The organism is Frankia sp. AiPs1 (assembly GCF_023716945.1).
In the GTDB taxonomy this organism is placed as follows: domain Bacteria; phylum Actinomycetota; class Actinomycetes; order Frankiales; family Frankiaceae; genus Frankia.
This window is the reverse complement of record NZ_JAMQQF010000824.1, coordinates 1-1,899: the sequence shown is the minus strand read 5'-3', so window position 1 is coordinate 1,899 and position 1,899 is coordinate 1. Positions and strand designations below refer to the sequence as shown.

General features: G+C 74.7%; 1 protein-coding gene. It reads right to left on the bottom strand.

Annotated elements, in window-relative coordinates; genetic code table 11:
• Positions 1 to 449: 449 nt before the first annotated feature.
• Positions 450 to 1,829, bottom strand: a complete 1,380-nt coding sequence (locus tag ND748_RS34350; RefSeq protein WP_308205779.1) for an MMPL family transporter — start codon at positions 1,827 to 1,829, stop codon at positions 450 to 452.
• Positions 1,830 to 1,899 lie beyond the last annotated feature (70 nt).

Here is a 1,899-nt window from a genome sequence, read left to right as displayed (position 1 = left end):
TCGCCCGCCCTGTCCAGGGCGACGAGGGCGGCCCGAAGCTCGTCCCGGTCGCGGGCCAGCACGGGCCGGCCGGGTCGTCCGACCGGCGACGGCGCGGGCGCCGGGCTGGGGATGGCGCTGGGCCGAGCCGCTGCTGCGGGAGTCTCGGCCGCCACCGTGAGTTCGTCGGTCGCTGTGGGCGAGACGGCGGATCCGGAACCGGTGGGTCGACCAGGGCCCGGGGCGCGGTCTGGGCGCGGGGCCTGGTCGGGCGCGGTGGAGGAGACGATGCTCATGATTTCCGTTCCAGTCCTCGGGTGGGGTACCGGACGTCGAGCGCCACTGTAACTCGCGTGCAATGCTCGCCGCGACTGGCTGTGATCCGGGCATCGTTCCGGCGATCCACCTGCCGTTTCCCCGACCCCCCGCCGGTGCCCCGGGCCCCTGCCGGGGGCCGGCGGCGGGGCGCGTCACCCCGACGGCATCGCCCAACGAGGCGTCGGGTAGTCCGGGCGGTTGCGGTGTCCGGTCGCCCCGGTCGCCCCGGTCCCCCCGGTCGGCTGGGTCGCCCCGGTCGGCTGGGTCGGCAGATCGGGACCGCTCGGGTCGTCCGGCCCCGATGCCGGCGCCGTGTCCCGCCACACGCGTTCGCCGAGCAGGGTGAGCACCGCCGGCATGAGGATCACCCGGATGACGGTGGCGTCGACGAGGATCGCCGCGCCGAGGCCCACCCCGAGCTGCTTCATGCTGACCTGGGACAGCGTCGCGAAGATCGAGAACACCGCGACCATGATGACCGCCGCGCTCGTGACCACCCCGGCACTGCGCCGCACCCCGACCGTCACGGCGTCGCGCATGGACAGCCCGGCCGTCCGGGCCTCCCGGACCCGACTGAGCACGAAGACCTGGTAGTCCATGGACAGCCCGAACAGCACCACGAACAGCATCAGCGGCAGCCAGTTGGTGATGGCTCCGGTGGACGTGTAGCCGAGCAGCCCGTCGGCCCAGTGGTGCTGGAAGACGGCGACCAGCAGGCCGTAGGCGGCGCCGACCGAGAGCAGGTTCAGCCCGACGGCGACCGCCGCGACGACGGTGCTGCGGAACGCGACCAGCAGCAGCGCGAAGGCGAGCACCATGACGAAGCCGATGACCAGTGGGAGCCGGCCGTTGAGGCGGGCGTTGAAGTCCGCGGAGCCGGCGGTCGTGCCGGTGACGTCGGCGCGCAGGCCCGGCGTGGCGCCGATGGTCGCCGGGATCACGGTGGACCGCAGCGTGTGCAGTGCCTTCACCGACTCCCCGTCCGTGCCGCTGCCCGCGATCGGGATCTTCACCCGGGCGACCCGATGGTCGGCGGTGACCGTGACGACCACCGGCTCGAACATCCGGCCGCTGGCGAGCGCCCGGGTGCGCAGCGCGTCGATGGCCGCCCGCGCCCGCGGGCTGGTGACGTCGGCACCGTCGGCGCCGGACACGACCACCGCCGCGGCCACCTCGCCGCCGGGGAACGCCGCGGAGAGCCGCTCGTAGGTCTTCATGATCGGCAGATTCTTCGGAATGTCGTCGACGCCGGGTTCGGCGGTGTGCATCCCGAGCGCGGGCAGCGCCAGCAGCACCAGCAGGCCGCCCGCGACCGCGGCGACCGGGCCGGGCCGGCGCAGCAGCCGACCCATGATCCCCGGCCTGGCGAGCTGCTCCTGGTAGGCACGCCGCCGGGCGAGCAGCTCCGCCGCAGGGTCGTGGGCGATGGACTCCGGCGCCTCGACCGGTTCGGTGCCGGCCCGGTCACGTCGCCTCGCGCGGCGACCGCGCCGCCCCGGCCCACCCCCCCGGGGGTGGCCCCGCAGCCGCACCAGCTACACACCGTCGCCCCCCACCCCAATCACTGCGCGCAGCACCCTCAACCACCCCAGTAAACCCCCC